General features: G+C 51.6%; 22 protein-coding genes and 1 tRNA gene. 13 read left to right on the forward strand and 10 right to left on the reverse strand.

Going from position 1 to position 24,226, the window contains the following annotated elements:
* Positions 1-53 precede the first annotated feature (53 nt).
* Positions 54-1,478 carry a hypothetical protein gene (locus tag ACFMKP_RS02975; protein WP_382288926.1) on the reverse strand — a complete coding sequence of 475 codons (1,425 nt, stop codon included), beginning with the start codon at positions 1,476-1,478 and terminating at the stop codon, positions 54-56.
* Complete coding sequence (gene tgt / locus ACFMKP_RS02980; protein WP_382288928.1) at positions 1,475-2,653, reverse strand: tRNA guanosine(34) transglycosylase Tgt; 1,179 nt, start codon at positions 2,651-2,653, stop codon at positions 1,475-1,477. The genes ACFMKP_RS02975 and tgt overlap by 4 nt, the downstream gene beginning before the upstream one ends.
* A gap of 187 nt (positions 2,654-2,840) precedes the next feature.
* Between tgt and ACFMKP_RS02985 the strand changes: the two genes are divergently transcribed.
* Positions 2,841-3,257, forward strand: a complete 417-nt coding sequence (locus ACFMKP_RS02985; protein ID WP_239584009.1) for a globin family protein — start codon at positions 2,841-2,843, stop codon at positions 3,255-3,257.
* On the opposite strand, the gene ACFMKP_RS02990 is transcribed toward ACFMKP_RS02985, so the two are convergent.
* The gene (locus tag ACFMKP_RS02990) at positions 3,254-5,302 is read right to left on the reverse strand and encodes an EAL domain-containing protein (protein ID WP_382288931.1); all 2,049 of its coding nucleotides are present in this window, start codon (positions 5,300-5,302) and stop codon (positions 3,254-3,256) included. The genes ACFMKP_RS02985 and ACFMKP_RS02990 overlap by 4 nt on opposite strands.
* Positions 5,303-5,682: 380 nt before the next feature.
* Positions 5,683-7,341 (reverse strand): urocanate hydratase, encoded by a 1,659-nt coding sequence (gene hutU, locus ACFMKP_RS02995; protein WP_382288933.1) that lies wholly within the window; start codon positions 7,339-7,341, stop codon positions 5,683-5,685.
* Positions 7,342-7,743: 402 nt separating this feature from the next.
* Here hutU and ACFMKP_RS03000 point away from each other — a divergent pair, with 402 nt between their 5' ends.
* The 8 genes from ACFMKP_RS03000 to ACFMKP_RS03035 all read left to right on the forward strand — a co-directional run bounded on the left by ACFMKP_RS03000 (position 7,744) and on the right by ACFMKP_RS03035 (position 13,451).
* Entirely contained in the window at positions 7,744-9,234 is a 1,491-nt protein-coding gene (locus tag ACFMKP_RS03000) for a leucyl aminopeptidase (protein WP_204757302.1), read from the forward strand.
* A gap of 14 nt (positions 9,235-9,248) precedes the next feature.
* On the forward strand, positions 9,249-10,166 hold the full coding sequence (locus ACFMKP_RS03005; protein WP_382288936.1) for an MBL fold metallo-hydrolase: 918 nt from the start codon (positions 9,249-9,251) through the stop codon (positions 10,164-10,166).
* 74 nt (positions 10,167-10,240) lie between these two features.
* On the forward strand, positions 10,241-10,840 hold the full coding sequence (locus ACFMKP_RS03010; RefSeq protein ID WP_382288938.1) for a TetR/AcrR family transcriptional regulator: 600 nt from the start codon (positions 10,241-10,243) through the stop codon (positions 10,838-10,840).
* A gap of 77 nt (positions 10,841-10,917) precedes the next feature.
* Positions 10,918-11,274 carry a response regulator gene (locus tag ACFMKP_RS03015; RefSeq protein ID WP_204757305.1) on the forward strand — a complete coding sequence of 119 codons (357 nt, stop codon included), beginning with the start codon at positions 10,918-10,920 and terminating at the stop codon, positions 11,272-11,274.
* Positions 11,275-11,303: 29 nt separating this feature from the next.
* Positions 11,304-11,394, forward strand: a tRNA-Ser gene (locus ACFMKP_RS03020).
* A 446-nt stretch (positions 11,395-11,840) separates the two neighbouring features.
* Positions 11,841-12,242, forward strand: coding sequence for a DUF3224 domain-containing protein (locus tag ACFMKP_RS03025; RefSeq protein WP_382288940.1), 402 nt, complete (start codon positions 11,841-11,843; stop codon positions 12,240-12,242).
* A gap of 112 nt (positions 12,243-12,354) precedes the next feature.
* On the forward strand, positions 12,355-12,858 hold the full coding sequence (locus ACFMKP_RS03030) for a hypothetical protein (protein WP_382288941.1): 504 nt from the start codon (positions 12,355-12,357) through the stop codon (positions 12,856-12,858).
* 125 nt (positions 12,859-12,983) lie between these two features.
* Positions 12,984-13,451, forward strand: a complete 468-nt coding sequence (locus tag ACFMKP_RS03035) for an NUDIX domain-containing protein (RefSeq protein WP_382288943.1) — start codon at positions 12,984-12,986, stop codon at positions 13,449-13,451.
* Between the two features lie 59 nt (positions 13,452-13,510).
* Here the strand turns inward: ACFMKP_RS03035 and ACFMKP_RS03040 are convergent, their stop codons facing one another.
* The 6 genes from ACFMKP_RS03040 to ACFMKP_RS03065 form a co-directional block, all read right to left on the reverse strand.
* The gene (locus ACFMKP_RS03040; protein ID WP_382288945.1) at positions 13,511-14,074 is read right to left on the reverse strand and encodes a type 1 glutamine amidotransferase domain-containing protein; all 564 of its coding nucleotides are present in this window, start codon (positions 14,072-14,074) and stop codon (positions 13,511-13,513) included.
* A 107-nt stretch (positions 14,075-14,181) separates the two neighbouring features.
* A complete protein-coding gene (locus ACFMKP_RS03045; RefSeq protein WP_382288947.1) occupies positions 14,182-15,540 on the reverse strand; it encodes an NAD(P)/FAD-dependent oxidoreductase in 1,359 nt (452 codons plus the stop codon).
* A gap of 75 nt (positions 15,541-15,615) precedes the next feature.
* Positions 15,616-16,977 carry an FAD-dependent oxidoreductase gene (locus ACFMKP_RS03050; protein ID WP_382288949.1) on the reverse strand — a complete coding sequence of 454 codons (1,362 nt, stop codon included), beginning with the start codon at positions 16,975-16,977 and terminating at the stop codon, positions 15,616-15,618.
* Positions 16,978-16,992: 15 nt separating this feature from the next.
* Positions 16,993-17,127: a hypothetical protein gene (locus ACFMKP_RS03055; RefSeq protein ID WP_382288950.1), complete on the reverse strand. Its 135-nt coding sequence runs from the start codon at positions 17,125-17,127 to the stop codon at positions 16,993-16,995.
* A 35-nt stretch (positions 17,128-17,162) separates the two neighbouring features.
* On the reverse strand, positions 17,163-18,059 hold the full coding sequence (locus tag ACFMKP_RS03060; RefSeq protein WP_382288951.1) for a caspase family protein: 897 nt from the start codon (positions 18,057-18,059) through the stop codon (positions 17,163-17,165).
* Positions 18,060-18,310: 251 nt separating this feature from the next.
* Positions 18,311-19,237 (reverse strand): GNAT family N-acetyltransferase, encoded by a 927-nt coding sequence (locus ACFMKP_RS03065; protein WP_382288953.1) that lies wholly within the window; start codon positions 19,235-19,237, stop codon positions 18,311-18,313.
* Between the two features lie 199 nt (positions 19,238-19,436).
* Between ACFMKP_RS03065 and udk the strand changes: the two genes are divergently transcribed.
* The 4 genes from udk (at position 19,437) to ACFMKP_RS03085 (ending at position 23,874) form a co-directional block, all read left to right on the forward strand.
* A complete protein-coding gene (udk, locus tag ACFMKP_RS03070; RefSeq protein WP_382288955.1) occupies positions 19,437-20,102 on the forward strand; it encodes a uridine kinase in 666 nt (221 codons plus the stop codon).
* A gap of 252 nt (positions 20,103-20,354) precedes the next feature.
* Positions 20,355-21,872: a kelch repeat-containing protein gene (locus ACFMKP_RS03075; protein ID WP_382288957.1), complete on the forward strand. Its 1,518-nt coding sequence runs from the start codon at positions 20,355-20,357 to the stop codon at positions 21,870-21,872.
* Positions 21,873-21,919: 47 nt separating this feature from the next.
* The gene (locus ACFMKP_RS03080; RefSeq protein WP_382288959.1) at positions 21,920-22,975 is read left to right on the forward strand and encodes a glycosyltransferase family 4 protein; all 1,056 of its coding nucleotides are present in this window, start codon (positions 21,920-21,922) and stop codon (positions 22,973-22,975) included.
* The gene (locus tag ACFMKP_RS03085) at positions 22,972-23,874 is read left to right on the forward strand and encodes a glycosyltransferase family 2 protein (protein ID WP_382288961.1); all 903 of its coding nucleotides are present in this window, start codon (positions 22,972-22,974) and stop codon (positions 23,872-23,874) included. The genes ACFMKP_RS03080 and ACFMKP_RS03085 overlap by 4 nt, the downstream gene beginning before the upstream one ends.
* The last annotated feature ends 352 nt before the right edge of the window (positions 23,875-24,226 follow it).

A 24,226-nucleotide genomic window follows, 5' to 3' on the forward strand; every position in this document is an offset into this window, starting at 1 on the left:
AACCTACCTTTGTAAGGCTGGGGGTGAGGGAACGCTCCACCAAGCTGTTTTAGTTATTTTGCTACCAGCCGAATGTTGGTAATTTCGGAAATATAATCGTGGCCGTTGGCATAAATTTCAAGGTGCGAGATGCGGCGCATATTGCTCAAATCGCCCTTGAGATCGATGGTTTGATCAGTCCATTGGCGGAATGGTAGCTTGATCGAGCGAATATATTCTTTGTTGGAAATGCTGCCTGGGCCTTGATCATCGCGGGCATAGAAGCAATAGGTCGTTGAACCAAGCTGATCAGCGGGATTATAGTAGAAGATGGCGATTGCTAAGGCACATTCTTCGCCAATATCGCCTGCCCGATTGAGCGATTGCTCATAAATTCGCCCAGTAAAGCTCAATTCAAGGTCGCTGTAGGCCGTGGTATCAAGGTCGATCGTTTGGGTAATGCCCGTCCGAAAGCTCTTGGTATGGTCGATGCCCTCGGTACTATCGCGATGGAATTGGGCCACATTGATCAATGGGCGCAAGCAGTTGTTTGGTTGCTCAGTGCTGCGTTGGGCACAACCACCAACAATATAGAAATAGCCATCTTCCTCGGCCTCTGGCGAATACAACGAGCCAAACACTCGCCATGTATCGGCGCGCACAATATCGGTGACCGAAACTGGCACGGTGGCATTATTGTTATATTCTTGGGCGGTGAAGTCGGTAAAATTGCTATCACGGGCCAATTGCCATTCTGCTGGTTTTGGTTGCGATAGGCTGCCTTGGGCAATTTCGAGTTTCTGCTGGTTGCTGATACTGCGGCTTTGGCTGTTATAGGCCAAGGTGATGCCGCCTTGTTCCACCACATATTCGCTAATCGTGGTTTGCTTGAGCCGTTCTTGCTCGCTGGCGCTGGTCGTTGGCGCGTTGGCATCCAACACGCGCACCCGATAGCTGCCCCCGGGCTTGAGCAATGCTTGCTCCACACTATAGCCTGCTTGCTGTACAAACACACTGTAATGCACATCTTGATATTGTTGCGAGGCTTCGGACGCTAAACGCAAGCGCACCAAACCCGATTCAAGCCGTAACGCCACTTCTTGGTTGCGCGAGCTAAATCTGGTGGTTTGCACTTTTTCAAAGATTAGGCTTGTGCCTGGCCAAATATCTAACTTGCTGCCATCGAACAAGGTAACGGTGGCGGCGATGCCAGCGGGCGCTGTGCTGCTGACATTAATTCGATCGCCTTCGTAAATGACGGTTTTGGGTGGTGTTGGCAACTCAGGCTGGACTAAGCCAGCCCGAATAATTTCGATGCCACTGATATAGGTATCGAGCGTGCCTGGCTCTGCTGGTTGAGTGCGCGCAAAGGCCTTGACCCGCCATGCCAAATAGCAACTGCCAGCAATCACAAGGCAAAACGCCAGAAAGCCCAGAATAATCAAACGCCAAGCGATGCGAGTATATTCTTCGGTTGACCGCACGGTCACTCCGCTCATGCCTTATCCCCTTGGGTGCGTAATGAGTTTAAGCGGGCAGCCCTGCTGGCTTCGCGCACTGCATGCGGAATCGTTTGGAAGCGGCTGAGCCAATCGTCCATAAAGCTTTGATAGCGATCTTGCAGAATTGCCTCGCGCGCTTGTTCCATCAAGCGAATTAAGAAGCGCAGATTGTGCAGCGTAGCCAAACGCAGCCCCAGCACTTCCTCGGTGCGGAACAAGTGACGCAGATAGGCGCGGCTAAACCGTTGGCAGGTTGAGCAATCGCAGGTCGCATCGATTGGCGCATCTTCGCGAGCATATTTAGCATTGCCAATATTCAAGCGCCCTTCGGGAATGAATAAAGCTCCGTTGCGCCCCAAGCGGGTTGGCAGCACACAATCAAACATATCAACCCCACGTGCCACTCCTTCGAGCAAATCTTCGGGCGAGCCAACGCCCATCAGGTAGCGTGGTTTGTTGCGCGGCAGCAATGGCGTGGTTTCTTCGAGCATTCCATACATTTGCTCTTTGGGTTCGCCAACGCTCAGGCCGCCAATGCCAACTCCAGGAATATCCTGTTGGGCGATAAAGCGTGCGCTTTCCCGCCGCAAATCGGCCTCAACGCCACCTTGCACAATCCCAAACAGGGCTTGGTCTTCGCGGGTTTTGGCGGCGATACAGCGCAGCAACCAGCGATGGGTGCGTTCCATGGCGGCTTTGGTATAGGCATGGGTGGTTGGCTGCGGCGCACATTCATCGAAGGCCATAATAATATCAGCGCCCAGTTTTTCCTGAATGCCAATTGCACTTTCAGGCGTAAAGCGATGTTTTGAGCCATCGATATGCGATTTGAAGGTTACGCCATCTTCGTCGATTTTGCTATGCGGCCCCAAGCTAAACACCTGAAATCCGCCCGAATCGGTCAGAATCGGCTTGGGCCATTGCATAAAACGGTGTAAGCCGCCCATTTCAGCCACCAAATCGGCGCTGGGGCGCAAATACAGATGATAGGTATTCGATAAGATAATTTGCGAGCCAATTGCTTCGACTTCCATGGGGTCGAGCGTTTTCACCGTGGCTTGCGTGCCAACCGGCATAAAGACAGGCGTTTGAATGGTGCCATGCGGTGTGCTCAATTGGCCCGCCCGCGCCTCACCATCGCTATGTTCAAGGGTGTAAGTAAAGTTATTCATAATGGGCCAATTATAGCGCTATTTTGGCTGGCTGGAAAAGCCGTGTGGATAAGGATTCGGTAACAAAAGCCAATCGGGTGCAAGCCTGATTTCGGCTCCACTCACGACCCGATTGCCAGCCATGGCTTGGGATTGGTAGGCTAGGCCATGTCACTGGAAGTAGCTCTATTAATTTGAAAGGATGGCCATGTCCACATTATCTCCGGCGGCGATTGAGCTTGTGCAACAAACCTTTGCCGAGGTTGGGCGCAATCCCCAACAATTGGTTGAAGCATTCTACGGGCGCTTGTTTAGCTTGGCTCCCGATTTTCGCCCATTGTTTCCTGAGGATATGCGCGAGCAACAAAAGAAATTATTGCAATCGTTGACCTTGGTAGTCAATAATCTCAAAAAGCCCGAAGCGGTTGTGCCTGCGGTGCAGGAGCTTGGGCGACGGCATATTGATTATGGAGTTAAGCCAGAACATTACGATACGGTTGGCGCGGCGTTGGTTTGGGCGCTGGCGCAACAACTTGGCCCGCAATGGAACGCTGAAGTGCAGGATGCATGGGTTGCGGCGTATACCTTGGTCGCCACTGTGATGATCGAAGCCAGCCAAGCCTAATTCAGCGAAAGCGAAAAATCTGCCGCCTGTTCAAGCGGAACGGGCGGCGAGAAGAAGTAGCCTTGGCCAGCTTGGCAGCCAAGTTCGCGCAAAACCTGAATATGTTCGGCGGTTTCGATGCCCTCAGCAATCGTCGCCAGATGCATGGTTTGGGCCAAATTGATAATTGTGCGTACAATCGCTAAGCTACGTTGATCTTCGAGCGCCGCCTGAATAAACGAACGATCGATTTTGATGGTGTTGAGTGGAAAACGGTGTAAATAAGTCAGCGACGAATAGCCAGTGCCAAAATCGTCAATATGCAGCGGCAAGCCCAAATTACGCAGCGCATTCAGAATTGGCTCAGCCCGTTCTGCATGCAATAACGCGCCTTCGGTAATTTCCAAATGCAGCAAGTGGCGCGGAAACTGATAGCGTTCAACCAGCGCTTTAATCGTTGGCAGCAATTGGCTATGCAATAATTGGCGTGGCGAAAGGTTGATCGCCAAGGTCATGTGTTGCATCAATGGTTCAGTTTGCCACTGGGCTAGCTGCTCGGCGGCAACTTCCAACATCCACCAACCCAACGGAATAATCAGGCCGGTTTCCTCGGCAATATCCAAAAATTGACCAGGCGAGCGCAATCGCCCATCGGGGTGTGCCCAGCGAATCAAAATTTCAAAGCCGGTGCAATGCTGTTGCTCAAAATCGATAATTGGCTGAGCAAAGAGCCGAAATTCTTGGCGTTGCAAGGCCAAACGCAAGGCGCTTTCGTTGTGCAGGCGCGTGCTAAAATTGGCGTATAAGGTTTGATCAAAGATTTCGATGCCGCCGCGCCCGGTGTGTTTGGCGCGATAGAGCGCGAGATCGACGTTGCGCATCACGGTTTCAATTGGCATTTCGCTGGTAATTAATTCCAAGCCAATGCTTACATTGCAGAAAATCTCTTGGCCGTTTTCGACCACAAATGGCTCTTCGAACAATTGGCGAATCCGTTGGGCTGCATTGAAGGCTGCGGGCAAATCGGACACACGATCAAAAAAGATTGCAAATTCATCGCCATCGAAGCGCGCCACCACATCGCTGGGCAATTCTAAGCCACGGCGCAAGCGCTGGGCGATGTCAGTCAGCATCGTATCGCCAATGTGATAGCCCAAACCATCGTTGACCATTTTAAATTCATCAATATCGAGCAAAATAATGGCAAAGCTATAATCGTGGTGATGGCGCTGGTATTCTAGGGCGCGCGATAAATGCAATTGAAACGAACGCCGATTGGGCAAGCCAGTCAGCGAATCGTGCAGCGATTGATGATAGAGCGCTTCTTCCATTTGTAGTTGGGCGGTGTGGTCGCGCAAAATCACGATTGCGCCGTTATTTTGGCCTTCGGCGTTGAGTAATGGCGTAACATGCTCGGTAATCGAGGTTGAATGGCCATCACGCGCCCGCAAATAGCGCTCGAATGGCAAGGCTAGCACTGGTTCGTTGCGTAAAGCTGCTTCAATTACCTGAATCGGTTGATCATTGAGGCTACTGCGAATCACTACCACCTGATTAAAATCTTGCTTGATCGCAGCCTGATAATCCCAGCCAGTCATGCGCTCGGCGACCGGATTGATCCACTGAATGTTGCCAGCGCGATCAACCGCTACAACTCCATCGCTGACATTCGCCAACATGGTTTGCATCCAAACTTCAACGCGGCTGAGACGGCGACTTAAGTTGCTGCGTTCAATGATGGTTTTGAGCGTTAGCACAAGACTTTCGGTGCTAATTGGCAAAGTCAAAATATCAATTGAGGTCGGTTGATTGGATGGGTGTGAGTTGGGTTGCTCATTCGCCTGGCTCAAATACAACACCGGAACCGGGCATTCTTGCTGATTGATTTGGGGCAGAAATGCCAGGTTGGCTAAGATTAAATCGATGCTGCTACTGCCGAGAATCTGATTTGCCGCCTGCCACGAGCTAGCTTGGGCCACGCTACAACCAGCAGTGGTTAATTGCCCGCTCAGATCGTGCGTGCTTGGTGCTGAATGGTCAAGCATTAAGATTCGTGGATTGTTCATGGGCTGCACTCCAATAGAAATCACTACGCCAGTGGGTGCTCAGCCCAAGCAGCGTTCGGATCGAATCTGTCGCAATACCATGCCACCGCATCAACACCTATTCTCTAGAGGATTGAGCCACCATTCCATAGGAATTTGGCGAGGAAATGAGCATTACTTGGCTATAGAGCCTCAACCATCGAGAAATTAGCGCCGATTTGGATCGACATTAAGAGACTACTAGCAGCCAAGCGTGGGCCTAAATGTGGATGCGTCAACTTTGACGTGAACTGCGTGGTTCAGCCGCAAATCTAGGGTTTGATCATCTTAGCATAGGCTGTGCCAAAATTTGGGGGGATTTAAGTGGTAGTGTTGCTAGGACTACCACTTTTATAGCGTGATTATTGCTTGAGCATGGGAACGTGCACGTTGCGCTCTTGAGCAACCGCAATTGCTTCATCGTAGCCAGCATCAACGTGGCGTACCACGCCCATGCCTGGGTCGCTGGTCAACACCCGTTCGAGTCGTTGATCGGCTTCGGCAGTGCCATCGGCCACAATCACCATGCCTGCGTGCAACGAATAGCCAATGCCAACGCCGCCGCCATGATGCACACTGACCCAAGTTGCGCCATTAACCGCGTTGATCATCGCATTCAGAATTGGCCAATCGCCAATGGCATCGGAGCCATCGCGCATGGCCTCAGTTTCGCGGTTGGGCGAAGCCACCGAGCCACAATCAAGGTGATCGCGGCCAATCACAATTGGCGCACTCACAACGCCATCGCGTACGAGCTTGTTGAATAAAGCGCCAGCTTTGGCCCGCTCACCATAGCCCAACCAACAAATCCGAGCTGGCAAGCCTTGGAATTGCACCCGTTCTTGGGCTGCGCGAATCCAGCGGTGCAAAGCTTGATCCTCTGGGAACAGTTCGAGCAAGGCTTCGTCGGTTTTGGCAATATCAGCAGGATCGCCGGAGAGCGCAGCCCAGCGAAACGGCCCTTTGCCTTCGCAGAACAAGGGGCGAATGTAGGCCGGCACAAAGCCAGGATAGGCAAAGGCGCGTTCGTAACCAGCAGCTTTGGCCACGCCACGCAAATTATTGCCATAATCAAACACAATCGAGCCAGCATCGGCAAAAGCAACCATGGCTTTAACATGCTCAACCATCGATGCCGTCGATAACTTGACATATTCCTGAGGATCGCGTTGGCGCAATTCGAGCGCTTGTTCAAGGCTCATGCCTGCTGGCACATAGCCTTCAAGCGGATCGTGGGCGCTGGTTTGGTCGGTCACAATATCGGGGCGCACGCCACGAGTATACAATTCGCCAAAAACCTCGGCGGCATTGCCCAACAAGCCAACCGACAGCGCTTTGCCATCGCGCACCGCTTCGTCGACCAAGGTCATGGCTTCTTCGAGCGTATCGACTACAACATCGAGATAGCGCGTATCCAAGCGGCGTTGCATGCGTTGGCGATCGACTTCAACGACCAAGGCCACGCCATCGTTCATGGTGACGGCCAATGGTTGAGCGCCGCCCATGCCGCCAAGGCCAGCGGTCAGCGTCCAGCGCCCGCGCAACGAGCCGCCAAAATGCTGGCGCGCAATCGCGGCCAAGGTTTCATACGTGCCTTGTAAAATTCCTTGTGTACCGATATAAATCCACGAGCCAGCGGTCATTTGGCCATACATCGTCAGCCCAGCTTGCTCCAACTCGCGGAAATTTTCCCATGTTGCCCAATGTGGCACGAGCATTGAATTGGCAATTAGCACCCGTGGCGCGTCGCGATGGCTGCGAAACACCGCAACTGGTTTGCCCGATTGCACCAGCAAGGTTTCATCATCATTCAGCTCTTGCAACGAACGCACAATTGCATCATAGCATTGCCAATTACGGGCCGCCTTGCCAGTGCCGCCATAAACAATTAAATTAGCTGGATCTTCGGCCACATCAGGATCAAGATTATTCATCAGCATTCGCAACGCTGCTTCTTGCGCCCACCCTTTGCACGATAATTCCGAGCCGCGTGGTGCACGCACAATGCGCGATGAAGTCATGAGATGGTACTCCTTGTACACAGGATGATCAGTTGCGCTCTATGATAGTTGATTTTGTTGAAAAGAAGAACATAGAGCAAAGAACATAGAACATAGGGAAAGGATGAGGGATGAAGGATGAAGGCAAAAATGATCGAATTTAACGCAGAGGCGCAGAGGAAATATGGCTATCGGCTATCGGCCAATGTTCGTGCAATTCGTGGCCTAAAAATTAACTTCGCGTTCTTCGCGGTTGCTATTCTTCGTGCTCTTTGTGTCCTTCGTGGATCAAAACGTCCGATCCCCAATAACCGATCACCGATCCCCATTAATATCAATCATTGACAGCGGTAAATTGAAACCGTTACAATAACGACTAAGTGTGCAAGCTCTTGTCAACCTCTAGAAACCGGAAGGACTCCAATGCAGATTCGTGTAGTACAAGGCGCTGTTGCTCAACAAGCCGATGCCATTGTTGTTGTTGGTACGTGGGCGAATGAGGAACTGCCTGCCAGCGTTGCTGGTTTAATTGAAGCGAGTGATTGGTCAGGAAAGTACAAAAAAACTACTGTGCTATACCTTGGCGCACAAGCGACAGGCAATCCCACCTTCGCCAGCCGCCGGGTGCTGTTGGTTGGTTTGGGCAAGCGCGAATTGTGGAACGCAGAACGGGCGCGCGTGATTGGGGCAATTCTGGCCCAACGCATCCGTGATTTGGGCCTGACAAGCTATAGCCTGCCGTTGCTTGGCAGCGAAGTCTTGGGCGTAAGCCGCACGGCTGAGGCCTTGAGCGAAGGTGCCTTGTTGGGCGCATATCGCTTTGATGGCTTTAAAACCTTGCCTGACGATTTCGTGCCCTCAGTTGCCTTAGAACAGGTAAGCTTGGTTGCTGAAGCCGAGCTTGAAGCCGCCGAATTTGGCGCACAATGGGGCATTGCGTTGGCCCACGGGGTCAACTTGGCTCGCGATTTGGGCAACAACCCACCAATCGTTGCCACCCCAACCTATTTGGCCGAAGCCTCGAAAACGATTGCCCGCGACTATGGCATGACCTGTTTGGTGCTCGACCACGAGCAACAACAAGAGCTTGGCATGGGTGCGTTGATTGGTGTTGCCAAAGGTGCTGCCGAGCCAGCCAAGTTTATCGTGTTGGAACACGGCCAAGCCGAGCCAGGCAAACCAACCATTTGTTTGGTTGGCAAAGGCATTACCTTCGATACCGGCGGGATCTCAATTAAGCCAGCTGATAACATGGACAAAATGAAAATGGACATGCAAGGCGCTGGCGCAGTGATTGGCACCATGGAAGCGGTTGGCCGTTTGAAATTGCCAATTCACGTGGTGGCCTTGGTTGCTGCCACCGAAAATATGCCAGGCAGCAATGCCTACAAACCAGGCGATATTCTCAAAGCGATGAATGGCGTAACCATCGAAGTGCTTAACACTGATGCCGAAGGCCGCTTGGTGTTGGCCGATGCGCTTTCCTATGCTCAAAAATACAATCCTGCGGCGATTATCGACCTAGCAACCTTGACTGGTGCTTGTGTGGTGGCGCTTGGCTCGTATGCAGCTGGCGCAATGACCAACAATCAAGCTCTGTTGCAACGGGTGCAACAAGCAGCCGAAGGCTCAGGCGACCGCGTTTGGGAATTGCCATTGTGGGATGAATATCGTCGCCAAGTGCGCTCGGATGTTGCCGACATCAAGAATACTGGTGGCCGCAACGGCGGGGCGATTACGGCTGGGGCCTTCTTGAGCCATTTCGTTGGCGATTATCCATGGGTGCACTTGGATATTGCTGGCGTGGCTTGGACTGAAGATCAACCAAAGGAATACAACCCTAAAGGAGCAACCGGCTATGGGGTGCGCCTCTTGACGGAATTGCTGCGCGAGTGGAGTGGCGTTTCGTTATAGCGGGAGTGTGGTCTATGGCTGGGACAATGCGGGTCACATTTTGGGGTGTGCGCGGTAGCTATCCGGTTCCCGGTCCGGATACTGTGCAGTTTGGCGGTAATACACCGTGTGTTGAAATTGAGGTCAATGGGCATACGATTATTCTCGATGCGGGGACGGGAATTGTGCGCCTAGGCAATGATTTGTTGCGGCGAGCCAAAGAGCGCGGTGGCCCTGTGCGGGCTACCTTGCTGTTTAGCCATATGCACCACGATCATACCCAAGGCTTTCCATTCTTTACTCCGGCCTATGTCGGCACCAGTATCCTGAATATTTTTGGGCCACGGGTGTTCGAGCGCGATCTTGAGGAAACCTTGGCTCACTCGATGCTGCCGCCAAGCTTCCCAATCTCATTGGGCGAAATGAACTCGTTGAAGTTTATGCGCAACATGACCGAAACCGATATTTTGCTCTTCGATCCGAACCAAGATACGGTGACGGTCAAGAATTTTTACCACGATCAGATTGACGATGATCCTGATGTGGTGCAGATTCGGGCCATGCGTTCGTATGCCCACCCCGAAGGTGTTTTTATCTATCGGGTGCAATGGCAGGGCAAAAGTGTGGTCTATGCCACCGACACCGAAGGCTATGTCAATACCGATCAGCGCTTGGCCGCGTTTGCCAACCAAACCGATTTGTTGATCCACGACGCTCAATATAGTGAAGCGCATTATCTCGGCCATAGTGGCTATAACGCCACTCAAGGCTGGGGCCATTCCACGCCCCAAATGGCTTGTGCAGTTGCCAAAGCGGCGCATGCCAAACAGTTGGTGCTGTTTCACCACGAGCCACGCTATAGCGATGCCATGATTCACGAGCTGGAACAAGCGGCGCAGGCAATTTTTGCCAATACAACCGCCGCTTACGAAGGCTTGAGCATCGAAATCTAATTGAACGAACCCAAGGCCAATCGTGGTATGCTGAGGCTGCTACGATTGGCCTTTTTTGTTGATGAGGAATTGGCATGTCTCCACGGCGCGATGTGCGGGTTGAACGCACAGCTCAGATTATTGAGGCAGCAACCAGCTTGTTTGCCCAACACGGCATTGATCAAACCAGCATGGATATGCTGGCCAAGGCCGTTGGCATGAGCAAAGGGGTCTTGTATTGGTATTTCGAGAGCAAGGAAGCGATTATCCTCGCCTTGTTGGAGCAAATGTTTAACCAGCCGTTGCTCGATGTGCAAGCCCTGCTTCAAGCCCCAGTATCAACGGTTGAGCGCCTAACCCAATTAACCACGAACCTCGCCGCAAACTTGGAAGCCTTGCAGAACCTTGTGCCATTGGCCCAAGAATTGTATGCCTTATCGGCGCGCAATAGCAGCGTGCAAAGCTTTTTGAAGGGCTATTTTCAGCGCTATCGGGCCAGTTTGGCAATGTTAATCCAGCAAGGGCTTGAGCGTGGCGAATTCAGTGCAATCGATCCCGACCAATTGGCCTGGCATTTGGCGGCGCTCTACGAAGGCTCAACTATCTTGTGGTTGCTTGAACCAACGCCCCAGCATTTAACCAAGCAATTAAAGGCCGCTTTGCAACTGGTGCTCAAGGCGATTAGCGTGGCCTAAGCGCATTCTGTTTGGGCCGCGCAAAACTACGGTATACTATAGCCAGAGAATACTACTCCATGTAGGAGAACCTGTGTATGGTCTTAGTTGTCGATGATTCGCCGTTTATTCGTGCGTTTGTGGCAGCAGCCCTAGCACGGATCGATGTGGCAACCTGCGAAGCTGAGAGTGTGAGGGCGGCGCGGGCAATCTGTCATAATCTGCCCCTCGATGCAGTGGTGGTTGATTTTGAATTGCCCGATGAGCCAGGTGTGGCGTTGTGTCAGGAGATGCAGCGTTCGAGCAATGTGCCAGTTGTGCTGATGAGTGGCCATAGCGAAGATGACGTGCGTGCGCAATTCCCCGTGCATCAACAACCCTATTTTCTCGCCAAACCCTTTACCTTAAATCAAATTCAAGGACTGATTCGCCAAATTATCGGCGTTGCCTGCTAGCTCATTCTTTGGTATAATGCGCGGCGCACGGGTGGGTCGCATAGTTGGTCGAGTGCGCGGCACTGGAAATGCCGTAGGGTGTCAAAGCTCTCGAGGGTTCGAATCCCTCTCCACCCGCCACCGTACACGCTATGAAGTTTCATGGCGTGTTGTTGTTTTAGCTGGTTGTTGATCCACGAAGAGCACGAAGATCACGAAGAATGAAACCGCGAAGATCACGAAGCGCACGAAGATCGGCTCTAGGCTATGGGCTATCGGAACAATTGTTGTCATTTCAAGCAATCTTTGATAGCCCATAGCCCCATTCATCCCTCATCCTTCATCCTTCATCCCTCATCCTTTCCGTTGGCCACAGATTCCACAGATTGATTTGATTAATATTCCCCAAAAACCAAAGCCAATAGCCAATAGCCAATAGCCTCCGATCCCTTTTGCCTTTTGACTTCTGCCTTTTGACTTCCGCCCTATGTTCTTTGCTCTATGCTCTATGTTCTTCGTTCCATGCTTTACATTTAAGCTCCGCTCGTATATAGTAATAGCACAAATGTTTGTATTTGGAGGATGGAATGAGTACGACTGCCAACGCAACGTTTAGTGTGGTGCAATGGGACGAAAAGCCGTATCACGAGCAAGCTGGCGAGGGCAAAACCACGCGCTCGCATGTCATCTATCGCTATGAAGGCGATTTAGTCGGCGAAAGCACGGTCGAATATCTGATGCACTATCCAGAAGCTGCCGATGCAACCTATGTTGGCTTACAGCGTTTTGTGGGCACATTGGCTGGCAAAACTGGCAGTTTTGTCTTAACCCATAATGGCACTGCTAATGCAGTCGATGTTTTCGATAGCATCGAAGTTGTGGCTGGCTCAGCAACTGGCGAATTGGCTGGCTTGCGCGGTAGCGGCAAACTTGCGCTCAGTGGCCATGCAGAAGGCTATCCATTTGCGCTTGAATACGAATTTGTTTAATTGCTGAAACCTTCGCCCCATCGCCTGCGTACTATGGTCTAGAAGGATCGAGGGTTGAGCATCAGCATTGCCTTGGCTAGTTCTTTTGGCAAGGCGAAAGGAACAAAAGGTCATGGATTGTTCAGCATGTGGCCGTCACAACGAAACAGCAGCGGTATTTTGTATCTATTGTGGTTTTCGGCTTGAAACCGTTAATCAGGCCAAGCCAGTTCAGGCTGCCATTGGCAAGACAATAGATTTACGCCGTGAGTCTGGGCCTGCTGCGCAATCGATTCCTGTTCTGCCCAAGCTTGAGCCAGTTGTGCCACCAGTCGCCGCTGCCCAGCCAATTGCCCCAGTTGCCCGCCCGCGCAAGCAATCAAACGATGGCTTGATGCTGATTGGGATTATCCTGCTTGCGCTGGTCTTTTTTAGCAAGCTCGCTATTCCAACATGGGCGCTGTTTATGATGGGATTTGGCGTGCTTTCACTACGTAAATCGCGCCAGACGGCAGTTTGGATGATTGGAATTCCAATTCTGTTTATGACTGGTTGGTGGTGGGGAATTGTGTTTCTGATCATGTTCAGCAACGATAAATCAAATGGTTGCGGCATGAAACATTCATACAAGCATTAACCAATACCATTTGTGGTATTAATCAATGGCTCTGCTGCATGGCAGGGCTATTGTTTTTTAATGGGCTGCGATCTATACTCGCTAGGTTTTGCTAGGCTCGCTAGTGAATTTTAGAGGAGTAAATCATGGCCCAATATCTGTATGGGGATCGCATTGCAGCCCAAGGGCGTTTGGTGCTTGGGTGCTCGGCAACCTTATTTGATGCAACCCGCAGCAAGCTTTTGCTCACTCGCCGCACCGATAATGGCCGCTGGTGCTTGCCCGGCGGCGCGTTTGATCCCGGCGAATCGGTCAGCGAAGCCTGTGTGCGCGAGGTTTTTGAGGAAACTGGCCTGATTGTCGAAGTTGTGCGCTTGTTGGGCGTGTATAGCAATCCCCATCGCATGGTTCGCTACGCCGATGGCAATCAATATCACGTTGTTAGCCTTAATTTTGAGGTAGCGCTAGTAGGCGGCGAGCTTGGGCTAAGCAACGAAACCACCGAAGTTGGTTATTTCAGCGAGGCCGAAATTGCGACGATGGATATAATTGATCCTCACGTTGAGCGCATGGCCACGATTTGGGCCAACGAGCCAGGCATTACAATTGCCTAATATATGCAAAAAAGCCCCTCGCCCCAGCTTGGACGAGGGGTTGAAGTGAGCAAAATAGCTTATTGCCCCACTTGTTTATGGATACCTTCGCCTAATTCTTCGATAAATTTACGATTGAAGGCTGGAATATCGTTTGGATTGCGGCTTGTGACCAAGCCATTATCGACCACGACTTCGCGATCAACCCATTCAGCCCCAGCATTTTTGAGGTCGCTTTGCAAGGTCGGATACGAAGTCATCAAGCGGCCTTTGACAATTCCTGCATCGATCAGCGGCCATGGGCCATGGCAAATTGCGGCAATTGGCTTACCTGCCTCGGCTATCGCGCGCACAAAATTCAAAACACTCTCTTCACGCCGCAATTTATCGGGGTTCATCACGCCGCCGGGCAACAAAAGCCCATCATAATCGGCGGGGTTCACTTGCTCAAGCGTATGATCGACAGTGACTTCGCTGCCCCAATCTTGGTCTTTCCAGCCGCGAATCGCGCCAGCCTTGAGTGAAATCACATGGGTTTCAGCGCCAGCTTGTTCAAGCGCTGCTTTTGGTTCTTCAAGCTCACTTTGCTCAAAGCCATGGGTTGCAATAATTGCTACGCGTTTACCTTTTAGATGATGACTCATATCACATACCTCCTGTTACACCTTTGTTTTATGCAACAAATGAGGCAAGATTTAGGCCACAGGTGGGTACGTCGGCCTCGATCAATGCTGATCGAGGCCGATTGTGGTTATTTGTTGGGGGCTGCGGGTACGCTGCTTGGTGGTTGCTTACGAAAAAATTTGGCAGCTGCTAAGAATACTTTCGGCGCAAATAAACTTGCTGCCGAGCCAATCATATGAATTGCCCCAACCATGGCGTTGGTGGCGGCGCGATTGCCTGCTGCTGCCATATTCACCTTGTCGCTATACCATTGCAGCACGCGAATTGGTAAAATTGGCTTGTAGGTCGGCGTGTCAGCTAAGCGTGAATCTTCGCTAATTGTGGTGATCCAACCTGATTTATTGCGGCGAGCCAAGGCTTTTTGAAAGCCCAAGGCCCATGGTGCGCTGCCAACACCTTCACGTTGCAGCCATGTGGCCAAGAGTTGGGCGCTGAGCGTCGTGTTGGTAATGCCTTGGCCATAAATTGGATTCAAAGCACACACGCTATCGGCAATGGCAATTAATCCGGCAGGCATCACTGGCAGTTGTTCGTAATGCACCCAGCGATTTTCGGTTTTGGCATAGCCATAGACTTGGCTGGCAGGCGTGAATTTTTGGGTTATTTCGGCCACGAGCGGAGTGCGCATGCGCGCTAGCCAAGCCTCGAACTCGGCGTTATCGGTTGGTGGGCGTTGACTGCCAACGCCGCCAATCGTCAGCAACCATTGGTCGTTTTCAACTTTGAGAAAGGTTGCGCCATGGCGAATATGCGGTGGCATGGGCATGACAAACAGCGCTGGCCAGCCTTGCCAATCGGCGGGAGCGGTGTACATGCGCGTGGCATAGCCAACATCCGATTTATAAATCGTCTCTTTGACGCGGCCAAATTGATGGTGTTCGAGCCATTCGGGCAGTTTCGATGGCCGACCTGCTGCATCGACCACCAAATTTGCTGCAACTTCGCGCTGCTCGCCAGTATCGCGATTGCGCACCTGCACACCAACAACTTGCCGCCCGTGAAACAGCAAATCGGTCACATCGTGGCGAGTCTGAATTTCGATATTGGCAATTTGGCGAATGCGGCCCAAAATTGCTGCATCGAACAAGGGGCGGGTGGCGATAATGCTGCGATAGTTTGATGGCTGTGGTTCAGCCCAGCCAGCGGCAAATAAATAGCGGCAATCGTTCATGAGATCAAGCTCGTTGCCGCCAAGTGCCTTCATATCGTCGCGCAGGTTGGGGAACAGCTTTTCGAGCTCTAGCAGCCCACGCATCAGCAACAAGTGCAATTGACGGCCTTGGGGTACGCCAGCCCGAAATTGCACGCCATCGGGCAAACTATCGCGCTCCAAAATGGTTACTTTGCTATACACCTCGCTCAACACTCGCGCGCTGAGCAAGCCGCCGATGCTGGCTCCAATCACAATCGCATGGTCACGTCTCACAGCACACCTCCCACTAGCTAGAATGCTCGACTTCTATTCTAGGAGTATAGCAAAGCTAAGCCTGCTTGCCTATGCTTAAATGTTGCGCTGCAAGGGCAAATTTGGCACCAACGTGGATACTCTTGGGCGCAGTTTGCTCATCAAAACGGGGATAAATACCCGGGGATGAAACAGTGCTGTTGGATTGCCGATCATATGAATGGTTTTGATGAATTCGCTAAATACGACGTTGCTATACACGCTGGCTTGGTTGATTTGCTCAAAATAGGGAGCCAAAAATTTGCTGGCTAAGGGGCGCTTGAAATTTGGATCATAGCGAGCATCCTCGCCGCTGGCCATTTCCCAAGCAAACTGATTGCTTTTGGCCAAATCGTGCTGAAAGCGCTGGACCCAGGCTGCCGAGCCACGATCTTGCTCTTTGAGCTTTTGGCCAAGCAAAATTGCGCCCAGCGTGGCGGTGCTAATGCCTTGGCCATACATTGGATTGAAGGCACAAACCGCATCGCCCAAGGCCACCACGCCTGCGGGCAATTGCATGCGCTCGTAGTGGCGTTGGCGATTTTCGGTGCGGGCATAGCCGCTGGTGGGGCTAAGTGGCTGGGCGTTGCTGAGCAAATCGGCCAAAATTGGCGAGGGCAATTCGCGTAGCCATTGCATAAAGCCAGCTTCATCGGTTGGTGGCTTGGCTTGATTAACACCACCGCCAGTCACAATCCAACGATTGCCCTCAACTTCGAGCAAAATCGCGCCTTTGGGAGCGCTTGGCGGCTGTTGCATCACAAACAGGCCTTTCCATTCGTTCCAGCCTTCGGGCTTGGCGTAGATGCGCGAGGTATAGCCAAGTTTGGCATCGAGCACAGTTTCGCTGACCGCGCCACACCCAAGCTCGGCCAGCCATGTGGCTAATTTGGAGCTACGCCCGCTGGCATCAACCACTAAATCGGCGTATAAGCTTTTTTCGCTGCCATCTTGGCGATTGCGCGCTTGCACGCCTTGAATATGTCGCCGATTGCCGATTAAATTGATCGCATCGTGTTGGGCAAAAAACTGAATCTTCGGGTTTTGCAGCAAGCGGCGGCGAATTGCCCAATCGAATAATGGGCGGGTAGCCGAGAGGGTTTTTAATTCGGTTGGATGCGGCGTTGTCCAGCCATTTTTGAGATAGTAGTGGCAATCGTTGACAATATCAAACAATTGCGCACCGAGATCTTGGAGTTCTTGATTAATGCCGGGAAACATAATTTCCAGCTCGCGCGCGCCACGAATCAAGAGCAGATGAACGTGACGACCTTGGGGCACGCCTGCCCGAAAATCGCCGCCCTCAGGCAAACTATCACGTTCAAGCACGCTCACACGGCCATAATGTTGCGACAAAATATGCGCCGTAACTAATCCGCTGATGCTCGATCCAATAACAATCGCGTGATCTTGCAGCATTGTAGAACTCCTTGGTTATTGGTTGTTGATCGTATTGTCGCTGGTGTGATATTGGTGGTGGGTTCGCTGCTGAATGACGGGAACGTTGGTGCAATACTGTGGTGCGAGCTTGGTCATTTCATGCAGCAACCAAAATTTTGATTGCTGCATAGTAGCATACATAATTTGTTTTGTACGGTTTTTTTTTAGGCTAGAAAGGCTTGGTTGAGTAGGTCATTTGGACACTCAAGTTGGGGTATTTGGTGGAATTTATTAGCATAGAGGCTGCTGCGCAGTTGTTCGCCAAGCTCGGCATAGCTGATTTGGGGCTGCGTACTCAAAATAGTGTTCAAGAAGAAGCTCATTGCGCCGTGGTAGGTTCCGCCAAAGTTGGCATCGGCGGCAACTTGCTCTGCTTTACATGCAGAAATCAGCACCAGATTTTCGTGCTGCGGGCGTTGGCCAAAGCGTTGTTTTTGCAACGAACCAAGCAATTCGCCAGCAAACTTGGCAATTTCAGCGGGGTCGCTGTTGCGTTGTTGAAGATCGCGAATCTGTTGGCTGACGGCAGCAACTTGGTTTTGTTGGTAGGCAGCTTTTTTGGCTTTAATTGCAGCGTAGACCTCATCGGCTGGGGTTAATGTGCGATAGCGAATATCGGCAAACGGGTCTTTGCTAATCGTGCCCGAATGGCAACAATCCATCAGCAAAATGAGCCGTGTGGTGCCTAAAAATCCTTGGTACAGCTCGGCCAAATGATCGTCGGTCAGCACGCCAGCACTGAGATAATCGATTGGAGCCAGACATTCATCAGCCCCATCTGGTTCGTCGCCATTTTGATCTGGCTGCGGCAGGCCATGGCCAGCGTAGTGAAAGATGCGCACTTCTGGTTGGCCATCGTTGAGCGGCTCGGCCAGCCAGCGCAGATTGTCGATGATTGCTTGGCGGGTGGCATCTCGATCGCTGATGAGCCGTAGTTGATCAGCGGCAGCACCATGCTGGGTTTTGAGCAGTTCGCGCACGGCAGTTACATCGTTGACACAGCCCTTGAGTGGCCGCTCGCTATACGTATTGATTCCTACAAATAAGCCACGCATACCCATTGCTGCACGCTCCTCAGATAGTTATTTGGCTATTATTGATGCCCTCACCCCCAACCCCTCTCCCACTGAACGCGGGCGAGGGGAGCACGTTTGGGTCAACATGCCACAAATCTCGCACTCCCATTGAACACAGGCGTAGTGAGCATGCTTGGCTGGCTACGCCATAATGTACTCTTGGTTAAGTGAAATGATTCATTTCACCTATGCCTTACAGTAGTTTCCTGATCGTGCCATGTCAAGCCTAATCAACCTTATAGCTCAGGATTATGGCTCAAACACAAGGTTTGCCAACATGGCTTGGTGATAATTGGCAAAAACGTCAGTAATTCGCTGGCCCATGGATCAATACTATCGATTTCGTAGCGCAGGCTTTGATAGCCATTGTGCTGGGCGAATTGCACGGTTTTTTGCAATAATGCGCGAATGATCGCTGCTTGCTGATCGCTATAGTCATCGTCAACCCCGATTAAGCCTTGTTCGAGGGTTTGGGCAGCTGTTGAATGATAGATGCAATTGAAGCCGACAAGCTGAGCAGCAGCATAAACGACAAATGACGCTGCTTGATGAATATCGCTCAAGAACGCGGTTTGGGCTGCGAGTGTATCTTGGCTGGCTGGGTTATAGCTATGGCTGGCCTGATAACAGCTAGTGATTAAATTGAGCAGCGATTCGGGTTGGTTGCTGCTTAAATAGGTTTCAAACGAAGCAATTGTTAACTCCTGCTCTAGCTCAAGCTGGGGAATTTCAAGCACTACCAGTGAAAACTCACCGAGATAGGTATTTTTAATCATCTGGAAGCCTTGCGCGTGCAAAAAATTCAGCGTGGATTGAGCATGGCTCCAAGTTGCGGTTTGCAGCTTGCGGCCTTGAATAATGCTGGTTTGAGCGATTAACTGGGCATACAGCAGCTGGTCGATGTTGGCTTGTTGATAGGCAGGATGGATGTGAATGCCAACATAACAATGCTTTGGATGAAAGCGATTATTCCAGAGACTGCCGATGCCAACCAACTGCTCCTGCTGCCAAGCGCAAAGCGTTAGTTCGCTCTGCGAGCCAATTCGATAATAGCCGATTGTATCGGGATCGTCGGGCCAACACTGCTGCATCAGCTGGTCGATGGCTGCTTGATTCGCCGCCTGATAGGCTTGAATTGCCACTACTTGAGGTGAGATTGCCATGGGTTAGCTCCTCGATAATTCAGCCTTAGAGATGATCGCACCGATTAAACCACATTTCGCATGCTGCCGAAGAGCAATTGATCATAACCCAAGCGTGCGACATGCAAAAGCAGCATAATCAGGTACAATAGGCGCAGACGGGAGCAAAGAACCTAGCTGTTCTTTGCTCCCCTTTTGCGAACAATGGAGGACAAACGGCGTGAGCGCAGAGCAACGACCAATTGTGATTGGGGTCGCTGGTGGAACTGGATCGGGCAAGACCACGGTTTCGCAGGCGATTCTTAGTCGCGTCGGGCCATCACGAATTGCATTTTTACAACATGATTCCTACTACCGTGATTTTGCTGAGCTTTCGTTTGAAGAACGCTTGCTGGTTAATTTCGATCATCCTGATTCACTGGATAGCAATTTATTGGCAGAGCACGTTGAAGCCTTATGCAATGGCCAAACCATCGAAGTGCCAATTTACGATTTTACCCGTTATGCGCGACGGCCTGAGGTAATGCATGTGCAGCCACGGCCGGTGATTTTGGTCGAAGGCATTTTGATTTTTGCTGAAGCTGTGTTGCGCCAATGCATGGATGTGAAAATCTATGTTGATGCTGATGCAGATTTGCGCTTTATTCGGCGGCTCAAACGCGATATTGCCGAACGTGGCCGCTCGATCGAATCGGTGATTGAGCAATATACCAAAACCGTGCGCCCAATGCACCTTGAGTTTGTCGAGCCAACCAAGCGCTATGCTGATATTATTATTCCGCGTGGCGGCCTCAATGCCATCGCCATCGATATGGTGATTGCCCGCGTCGAGTATTTGCTGGCTGAGAGCGAAAAATTAAGTATGCAGGATGAGCAGAGAGCATAGAGCATAGAACATTGAACATAGGGGTCAGGGATCAGGGGCTAGGGGTCGGGGATAGGGTGTCAGGATTTAAACGCAGCGGCGCAGAGGAACGATGGCTATGGGCTGTTGGCTATAGGCTATCGGGGAGCAGCATCAACATTAAAGCCTACCTTCGCGGCCTTCGCGCTCTTCGCGGTTTCAACCCTTCGTGGATCACAACTCCTGAACTCTGACAACCTATCCCTAGCCCCCATTATATACGGAGGAACATGCATGCAGCGCCGACAATTGATGATAATTGCAACTAGCCTGACGCTGCTTTCGGCGAGCGTTGGCTTGAGTTTGGCTCGGACGAATAGCTTGTTGGATGACCCTGATTGTAGCGTAAGCGATTGTACATTCTTGCCATTGATCTTGAAAAATTCGAGTGAGATCACGGCATTGCCAAGCGCAACGCCAACCGCATTCGGCGTAACAGTTTCGCCAACCGCTGAGCCAAGCCTAACGGCGACGGATACTCCGTTGCCAACCAACACGCCAACGGATGTACCAACTGCAACCAGCATTCCAACTAACACGGCAACGGATGTGCCAACTGCAACTAGCGTTCCCAGCAACACGCCAACGGATGTGCCAACCGCAACCAGCATTCCAACTAACACGCCAACCAATGTGCCAACCTCAACTAGCGTTCCCAGCAACACACCAACCGAAACAAGTACCCCGACCAACACCAATACGCCAACCAACACGGCAACCGCAACCAGCACGATCACTGCTACGCCGCGACCACCAACAACTACGCCAACCACGATTGTCGGCACTGCCACGCCAACCACGCCCGCCAACTTCACGCGGATTGTTTGGTCGACTGCTGTGCCAACGCCGTTTAGCTATCCTTTTGGCGCAGTCGAAGCCCAAGGTGCGGTTGTCGGCGGCAAATTGTATGTCTTTGGTGGTTTCGGCCAACCTGGCTTATCGGGCGATACGCCTTCGCGCTTGTCGAATGTCTACGATCCTGTTGCCAATACTTGGACGGCGATTGCGCCCTTGGAACGGGGTCTGACTCACGTTGGCACGGCGACTGATGGCCAGAAAATCTTCTTTGTAGGTGGCTATATCGAAGATACAGATGGCATTGGCCAAATTTTTGGCTCGCGGGTTTCACGCTATTACGATACAGCCACCAATAGCTACACCAACTTGCCGGTGATTCCAATTCAACGCGCCGCTGGCCAGTTGTATTATTTGGATCGCAAGTTGCACTATGTTGGCGGAACCTACTACAAGCAGGCAGATGTTGGCACCCACTTTGTGCTCGATTTGAATAATTTGGCGACTGGCTGGGTAACCCAAACCAACCAATTAACTTATGCTGAATTGCCAAACCCGCGGCAGCATGCTGGTGGCGTGGTGCTTGATGACAAGCTCTACTACATTGGCGGCCAACATGGCCACGATGGCAGCTTAACCGTCGATAACGATGTGCATCGTTATGATCCTGCAACCAATGCGTGGGAGCAATTGGCCGATATTCCCTTGGCATTGAACCATATTAGCCACTCGACGGTAGTGCTTGGCGGCAAGATTTTCGTCTTTGCTGGCCAGACAACCAATGGTACAAAACATAACACGATTTATGTGTATAATCCGGCGACCAATACGTGGGCGCAGATGCCCAATAACTTGCCAGCAACCCGCTATTCGGGCATTATTGGCGAGATTAATGGCACGCTCTATTTCACAACTGGCGGCGGAACCACCAGCTATCGTGGAATTCCCACACCCTAAATTCTTTTGTCAGGGCGTTGGTCGAAACTGCGACCAACGCAAACGCTATGACCATCAACATCTATCCAATTCCGCGTTTGCTCACAACCAGTCCGTATCTGGATTTGTTATATGATCCATTTGTTGCTTGGCCTGAGCTACGGATTATGCGCCAGCCGTTTGCTCAAAGCTTGCGCGCTGGCTTGCTGGGGCGTGATCAGCGCGTTTTGCATTGGCATTTTTTCGATGAATTGACCCAGCGTCCGAGCCAAAGCGCAACCGCTTTGCGCAGTATGAGCTTTATTGCGCTTTTGCGTTTGCTGCGCTTGCGTGGCGCAAAACAGGTTTGGACAGCGCATAACTTAGAGCCGCATGAATTGCGCCATCCTGCTTGGGCTAAGCGTAGTTACCAAGCTATGATTCAAGCGGCTGGCCAAATTATTGTTCATTCACAGGCTGCTGCCCAGTTAATCGATCAACGCTATCAGGTTGCGGCAAAAACCACGGTTATTGCCCATGGGGCGTATATCGGTTTTTATGGCCCGCAATTGCAACAAACTGCCGCCCGCGAGCGATTACAGCTCAAGCAAAACGGGTTTTTAGCAGTTAGCTTGGGCACACTGCGCCCCTACAAAGGCGTAGAATTATTAATTGAAGCTTGGACTGCCGAACTTGGACAATTGGAGATCGTCGGAGCAGTCAAAGACCCATTGTATGTTCAGCAATTGCAGCAGCTTGCAACGAATCCAGCGATCACGATTCGGCCAGATTTTATTGCCGATGCGCTGTTGCCTGCATGGTTTGCAGCGGCGGATGTAGTGGTCTTGCCGTATCGCAAAACATTAACCTCGGGTATGTTGTTGGCAGCGCTGTCGTATGCTCGGCCAGTGGTTGCGCCCGATTTGCCGCCAGTGCGCGAGTTGATTCGCGAAGGTGAGAATGGCTTTTTGTTTGAGCCAAATAATGTAGCGAGTTTATCCTCCGCCTTGCAACGTGCCGCCGCGCATCCCAATCGTCAAGCCTTGCAGCAAAACGCCTTGCAAACGGTTCAACATTTGGATTGGGCACAGCTTGCGGCGCAAACTGCTGATGTGTATCGGCGCTTATTCGAGAAGAATCCATGATTTCAGGCCAAATTTCGATTATTATTGTGAGCTACAACAGCGTCGAATTGCTCCCAGCCTGTTTTGCGAGCCTTGCCACCACCAACGACGACAACTATCAATTAATCGTCGTCGATAATGCGTCGAGCGATGGTTCGGCAGAACTGGTGCGCCAACACTATCCGCAAGTCACGCTGATCGCCAATCAACATAATCATGGCTTTGGCGCGGCATGCAACCAAGGCATGGAAGTCGCGACTGGCGAATATTTTGTATTTTTCAATCCCGATGTGCAAATAACTCCCAACTGGCTGACGATTTTGCGCCAACATTTGCACGAACATCCACAGGCCGCGATTATCTGCCCAACCACCTTGTATCCAAACCAAGCGCCACCAACGCGTCAAGGCGTGGCAATGACGGCAGCGGTTCCTGGTTGTGCGCTGCTGTTGCGGCGGAGCGCATGGCAAGCAATTGGCGGCTTCGACCCCAAGATTTTCCTGTATTGGGAAGATACAGAGCTTTGCTGGCGAGCATGGTTGTTGGGTTGGCAGGTGCTCGAAGATTTCGAGGCGTTGGTTGTGCACGAACGTGGTGGCAGCGGCGGCGGCCAGCGTTGGTTGGTCGAAAGCAGCAAAAATGGCTTGTATAGCTACCTGAAGTTGCGGCCATGGTCGGCGGTTTTTGGCTATAGCGTGCGCATGCTGGCCAAAACCGTGATTGTGAGTCTGCGCCAGCGCAATTTGGCCATGTTCAAGCTTTGGATTTGGCACCTAAAAAATCTCAAGCAGACGCTGGCAACCCGCCGCGCAATCCAAGCCCAAGTCACTGCCGATCGCAACGCGGTCGAGCGGTTGATCAAACAGCATCTAGCGCGCGGCAAGCGGGAACGCAATGCAAGGATGAAGGATGAGGGATGAAGGATGAGTAAGAACATAGAACATAGAACATAGAACATAGAATATTGGGTTCGGGGGCTGGGGATTGGGGGATTGCGCTAACGGACAGTTTTTCGTGCAATTCGTGGCTAAAGAATCGTGCTTCGCGTCCTTCGTGTCCTTCGCGGTTTCAACCCTTCGTGCGCTTCGTGTCCTTCGTGGATCAGCATTTAACGCAGAGGCGCAGAGCGATTGAAGGATGAAGGATGAGGGATGAGGGATGAAGGGATATGTGCTCCACATTGAGCTTGACGTTCTTCGCGATCTTCGTGCTCTTCGCGGTTTCAATCCTTCGCACTCTTCGTGGTTTCAACCCTTCGTGGATGAATGCTGG

The organism is Herpetosiphon sp. NSE202 (assembly GCF_042688385.1).
Lineage (GTDB): Bacteria > Chloroflexota > Chloroflexia > Chloroflexales > Herpetosiphonaceae > Herpetosiphon.

Excerpts from the sequence above, each read along its gene's own strand:
- ACFMKP_RS03035 (WP_382288943.1), top strand. The coding sequence starts at position 12,984 with ATGGCCCAATATCTGTATGGGGATCGCATTGCAGCCCAAGGGCGTTTG.
- ACFMKP_RS02975 (WP_382288926.1), bottom strand. The coding sequence starts at position 1,478 with ATGAGCGGAGTGACCGTGCGGTCAACCGAAGAATATACTCGCATCGCT.
- ACFMKP_RS03010 (WP_382288938.1), top strand. The coding sequence starts at position 10,241 with ATGTCTCCACGGCGCGATGTGCGGGTTGAACGCACAGCTCAGATTATT.
- ACFMKP_RS03080 (WP_382288959.1), top strand. The coding sequence starts at position 21,920 with ATGACCATCAACATCTATCCAATTCCGCGTTTGCTCACAACCAGTCCG.
- ACFMKP_RS02985 (WP_239584009.1), top strand. The coding sequence starts at position 2,841 with ATGTCCACATTATCTCCGGCGGCGATTGAGCTTGTGCAACAAACCTTT.
- ACFMKP_RS03000 (WP_204757302.1), top strand. The coding sequence starts at position 7,744 with ATGCAGATTCGTGTAGTACAAGGCGCTGTTGCTCAACAAGCCGATGCC.
- ACFMKP_RS03065 (WP_382288953.1), bottom strand. The coding sequence starts at position 19,237 with ATGGCAATCTCACCTCAAGTAGTGGCAATTCAAGCCTATCAGGCGGCG.
- ACFMKP_RS03060 (WP_382288951.1), bottom strand. The coding sequence starts at position 18,059 with ATGGGTATGCGTGGCTTATTTGTAGGAATCAATACGTATAGCGAGCGG.
- ACFMKP_RS03015 (WP_204757305.1), top strand. The coding sequence starts at position 10,918 with ATGGTCTTAGTTGTCGATGATTCGCCGTTTATTCGTGCGTTTGTGGCA.
- ACFMKP_RS03050 (WP_382288949.1), bottom strand. The coding sequence starts at position 16,977 with ATGCTGCAAGATCACGCGATTGTTATTGGATCGAGCATCAGCGGATTA.
- ACFMKP_RS03055 (WP_382288950.1), bottom strand. The coding sequence starts at position 17,127 with ATGCAGCAATCAAAATTTTGGTTGCTGCATGAAATGACCAAGCTCGCA.
- ACFMKP_RS03040 (WP_382288945.1), bottom strand. The coding sequence starts at position 14,074 with ATGAGTCATCATCTAAAAGGTAAACGCGTAGCAATTATTGCAACCCAT.
- hutU (WP_382288933.1), bottom strand. The coding sequence starts at position 7,341 with ATGACTTCATCGCGCATTGTGCGTGCACCACGCGGCTCGGAATTATCG.
- tgt (WP_382288928.1), bottom strand. The coding sequence starts at position 2,653 with ATGAATAACTTTACTTACACCCTTGAACATAGCGATGGTGAGGCGCGG.
- ACFMKP_RS03075 (WP_382288957.1), top strand. The coding sequence starts at position 20,355 with ATGCAGCGCCGACAATTGATGATAATTGCAACTAGCCTGACGCTGCTT.
- ACFMKP_RS03030 (WP_382288941.1), top strand. The coding sequence starts at position 12,355 with ATGGATTGTTCAGCATGTGGCCGTCACAACGAAACAGCAGCGGTATTT.
- ACFMKP_RS03085 (WP_382288961.1), top strand. The coding sequence starts at position 22,972 with ATGATTTCAGGCCAAATTTCGATTATTATTGTGAGCTACAACAGCGTC.
- ACFMKP_RS03025 (WP_382288940.1), top strand. The coding sequence starts at position 11,841 with ATGAGTACGACTGCCAACGCAACGTTTAGTGTGGTGCAATGGGACGAA.
- ACFMKP_RS02990 (WP_382288931.1), bottom strand. The coding sequence starts at position 5,302 with ATGAACAATCCACGAATCTTAATGCTTGACCATTCAGCACCAAGCACG.
- ACFMKP_RS03005 (WP_382288936.1), top strand. The coding sequence starts at position 9,249 with ATGGCTGGGACAATGCGGGTCACATTTTGGGGTGTGCGCGGTAGCTAT.